The organism is Rhizobacter sp. P2_H2, assembly GCF_056403375.1.
Window position 1 is genome coordinate 1 of the sequence record NZ_JBFUFP010000520.1, and the last position, 3786, is coordinate 3786.

Here is a 3786-nt window from a genome sequence, read left to right on the forward strand (position 1 = left end):
GCCACTGACGACTCCCTCTCGCAGCTGCAGCACCTGTTCGCCGAAGCGGCCCAGGTCGTCCGGGTCATGCGTGATCATCACGAGCGGGATGTCGATCTGCGACAGCAGCCGGTCCAGCTCGTCGCGCGTGCGCTCGCGAAGCGCCGGGTCGAGCGCGGAGAACGGCTCGTCGAGCAGCAGCGCGCGCGGCCCGTTGACGAGCACACGCGCAAGCGCGGTGCGCTGGCGCTGGCCGCCGGACAGCTGGTGCGGCAGCTGCGACGCCACCGGCTGCAGCTCCAGCGCCGCGAGCCAGCGCTCGACCGCCTCGCCGCCCACGTCGCGCGGCGGGTTGCGCCAGCCGCGCTRCAGCCCGAAGGCGATGTTCTGCCGCACGTTCAGCTGCGGGAACAGCGCGTAGTCCTGGAACAGGTAGCCGAAGCGGCGCTGCCGGGCCGGCACCAGGAGGCGAGCACTGCCATCGAACAGGGTCTCGCCGTTGAAGACGATGCGCCCGGCATCCGGCCGCAGCAACCCGGCGATCGCCTGCAGCGTCAGCGTCTTGCCGGCGCCCGACGGCCCGTAGATCACCGTGCGCCGCGCCTGCGACGTGAAGCGCACCTGCAGCTCGAAGCGCCGCTGCGGGCTGCTGACCGTCTTGCGGATGTCGACCTCGAAGCTCATCGCACGGCCCTCCCCCGCAGCAGCCTTCCGGCCAGCAGCAGCACGACGATGCAGGTCACCGAGGTGATCAGCACCAGCACGTTGGCCACGCCGTCCTGCCCCGCCTGCACTGCCTCGTAGACCGCGACCGACAGCGTCTGCGTCCGCCCGGGGATGCTGCCGGCCACCATCAGCGTCGCGCCGAATTCGCCGAGCGAGCGCGCGAACGACAGCAGCAGGCCGGCCAGGATGCCGCGCCAGGCGAGCGGCAGCGTGATGCGGAAGAACACCGCCGCCTCCGACAGCCCGAGCACGCGGCCGGCGTTCTCGAGCTGCGGCTCGACACCCTCGAAGGCCGCGCGCGMCGCCTTCAGCACCAGCGGCAGCGCGACCACGGCGGCCGCGATCACCGCGCCCTGCCAGGTGAAGATCAGCTGGATGCCGAGATGCTCGTACAGCCAGGCGCCGAGCCAGCCGCGCTTGCCGATCAGCACCAGCAGGTAGTAGCCGAGCACGGTGGGCGGCAGCACCATCGGCAGCGTGAGGATCGCATCGAGCAGCTCGCGCCCGGGGAAGCGGCCGCGCGCCAGCAGGAAGCCGAGGCCGACGCCGAGCACCAGGTCGATCAGCGTGGCCCAGCCCGCCACCTTCAGCGACAGCGCGAGCGGGATCCACGCGGACTCCGCGGCGTTCACGGCTTCTGGAAGCCGTAGCGCGCCAGCACCGCCTGGCCGGCCGGCGACAGCAGGTAGTCGACGAAGGCGCGCGCGGCTGCCGGGTTCGGGCCGCCGGCGACGCGGGCGACCGGGTAGCGGATCGGGGTGTCGGTGGGCACGGTCAGCGCCAGCTTGACCTTGTCCTTCAGCAGCGCGGCGTCGGTGCCGTAGACGAAGCCGGCCTCGGCCTCGCCGCGCGCGACGTAGTCGAGCGCCTGGCGCACGTTCTGCGCGTAGACGGCCTTGGGTTCGAGCTCGGTCCACAGCTTCGCGGCCTCGAGCGCACCCTTCGCGTAGCGGCCGGCCGGCACGCCGCTCGGCTGGCCGAACGCGATGCGCTTGACGCCGGGCTGCTTCAGGTCGGCCAGCGCGCCCAGTGCCAGCGTGCTGTCGAACGGCGCGATCAGCACCAGCGAGTTGTTGACGAAATCGCGGCGCGAGCCGGCGGCCACCAGTTGCTGCGCCTGCGCGCGGTCCATGGTCTCCTGGTCGGCCGACGCGAACACGTCGACCGGCGCGCCCTTCGCGATCTGCGCCAGCAGCGCGTCGGAGGCCGCGAAGTTCAGCAGCAGCCTGGTGCCCGGGTTCTGCGCCTCGAAGGCGGGGGCCAGCTCCYTGAAAGCGTTGGTCAGGCTGGCGGCGGCCGAGACGGTCAGGTCGGCGGCGTGGGCGCCGAGGGCGAGAAGCGAGAAGGCAGCGGTCAGCAGGCGGGCGGCGAGGCGCATGGGAGTTGCTACAGCGTGGAGAACCCCGAAATGTATCGCACTACATATCGARCTTGTCGCGTTGGCGCGGAAGGCGCGGGCGGGGAGGCTGGGGCGCGCCGGTCGCAGCAAAGCTCGAACTACGGAATCAGTACCGACCCGCCCACCGTCCTGCGCGATTCCAGGTCGACGTGCGCCTGCCCCGCATCCTTCAGCGCGTAGCGGTGCTCCACCGGGATCTTCACCTGCCCGCTGGCCACGATCGCGAACAGCTCGTCGGCCATCGCCTGGGTCGACTCGCGGGTCGCGATGTGCGTGAACACCGTGGGCCGCGTCAGGAACAGCGAGCCCTTCGCGCCGAGCACGCCCAGGTCGAACGGGGGCACCTTGCCCGACGCGCTGCCATAGCTGGCCATCAGGCCGAACGGCTGCAGGCAGTCGAGCGACTTGTCCCAGGTGTCGCGGCCGACACCGTCGTAGACCACCTTCACGCCCTTGCCGCCGGTGATCTCGCGCACCCGGGCCGCGAAATCCTCGCGCGCATAGTTGATCGTGAAGGCCGCGCCATGTGCCTGCGCGGCAGCGCATTTCTCGTCGGTGCTCGCAGTGCCGATCAGCTGCAGCCCGAGCGCACGCGCCCACTGGCAGGCGATCAGCCCGACGCCGCCCGCCGCGGCATGGAACAGCACGAAGTCGCCCGCCACGAGCCCGGCCTGCGGCAGCGTGCGGCGCAGCAGGTACTGCGTGGTGAAGCCCTTCAGCATCATCGCCGCGCCCTCGTCGAAACCGATCGCGTCGGGCAGCTTCACGACGCACTTGGCCGGCATCACCCGCAGCGTCGCGTAGGCACCGGGCGGCTGGCTCACGTAGGCCGCGCGGTCGCCGGCGCGCAGGTGGGTGACGCCCTCGCCCACCGCCTCGACCACCCCGGCCCCCTCGACACCGAGGCCGAACGGCGCCGGCAGCGGATACGCACCGCTGCGGTGGTAGACGTCGATGTAGTTGATGCCGATCGCATGGTGGCGGATGCGGATCTCGCCCGGGCCGGGCTCGCCGACCACGACCTCCGACAGCGTCAGGGTCTCGGGGCCGCCGGCTCGGTCGAGGCGGACGGCATGTGCAGTAAGTGGCATGGGTTGCTCCAGTGGATGCGTTATCGTGCCAGCACTCCCGCGACCCTGCCTGCACCCGGTCTTGAAACGCCTCACCACCGCACCCAACCTCGCCCTCGCCCAGCTCTGGGCCGACATGCTCACGCAGACGGGAATCCCCACCACCGTGCAACGCGCGTTCGCGAGCAGCCTGTCGGGCGGCGTGCCGCCCAGCGAGACCCTGCCCGAGCTGTGGGTCGACGACGAGGCCGACCATGCGCGCGCCCTCGTGCGGCTCGACGAGCTGCAGCATCCGCGCCGCCATCTGTGGGCCTGCCCGCAATGCCATGAAGTGATCGACGGGCCGTTCGAGCAGTGCTGGAACTGCGGCGCCGCGATGCCCGCGGCATGACGGCCCTCCATCCCCGCATCATCCTGATGCTGACGCTGCCGCCCCTGCTGTGGGCCGGCAATGCGGTGGTCGGGCGGCTGATGGTCGGCAGCGTGCCGCCGCTCGCGCTGAACGCGTTGCGCTGGTCGCTCGCCTTCGTGCTGCTGCTGCCGATCGGCTGGCGCCTGTTCAGGCGCCCGGGCGAGCTCGCCGCGCGCCTGCGCTACCTCGCACCGCTCAGT

The 3786-nt window shown here is 71.6% G+C and carries 6 protein-coding genes; 2 read left to right on the plus strand and 4 right to left on the minus strand.

All coding sequences use genetic code 11. From position 1 onward, the window contains the following. The 4 genes from AC1D15_RS21580 to AC1D15_RS21595 all read right to left on the minus strand — a co-directional run. The coding region (locus AC1D15_RS21580; protein WP_477827580.1) for an ABC transporter ATP-binding protein at window positions 1-663 on the minus strand (663 nt) is incomplete at its 3' end. Next, window positions 660-1337, minus strand: coding sequence for a molybdate ABC transporter permease subunit (gene modB / locus AC1D15_RS21585; protein ID WP_477827581.1), 678 nt, complete (start codon window positions 1335-1337; stop codon window positions 660-662). The genes AC1D15_RS21580 and modB, both read right to left, overlap by 4 nt. Beyond that, complete coding sequence (modA, locus tag AC1D15_RS21590) at window positions 1334-2083, minus strand: molybdate ABC transporter substrate-binding protein (protein ID WP_477827582.1); 750 nt, start codon at window positions 2081-2083, stop codon at window positions 1334-1336. The genes modB and modA overlap by 4 nt, the downstream gene beginning before the upstream one ends. Window positions 2084-2202: 119 nt before the next feature. Continuing rightward, window positions 2203-3195 carry a quinone oxidoreductase family protein gene (locus AC1D15_RS21595; protein WP_477827583.1) on the minus strand — a complete coding sequence of 331 codons (993 nt, stop codon included), beginning with the start codon at window positions 3193-3195 and terminating at the stop codon, window positions 2203-2205. Window positions 3196-3256: 61 nt separating this feature from the next. Here AC1D15_RS21595 and AC1D15_RS21600 point away from each other — a divergent pair, with 61 nt between their 5' ends. Together AC1D15_RS21600 and AC1D15_RS21605 are read left to right on the plus strand one after the other, a co-directional pair. Then, complete coding sequence (locus AC1D15_RS21600) at window positions 3257-3565, plus strand: putative signal transducing protein (RefSeq protein ID WP_465111883.1); 309 nt, start codon at window positions 3257-3259, stop codon at window positions 3563-3565. Next, window positions 3562-3786 (plus strand): EamA family transporter (locus tag AC1D15_RS21605; RefSeq protein WP_477827584.1); only part of this gene is annotated, 225 nt, incomplete at its 3' end. The genes AC1D15_RS21600 and AC1D15_RS21605, both read left to right, overlap by 4 nt.

Bases quoted from the DNA above. Each gene is read 5' to 3' on its own strand.
- AC1D15_RS21595 (WP_477827583.1), bottom strand. From the start codon at position 3,195: ATGCCACTTACTGCACATGCCGTCCGCCTCGACCGAGCCGGCGGCCCC.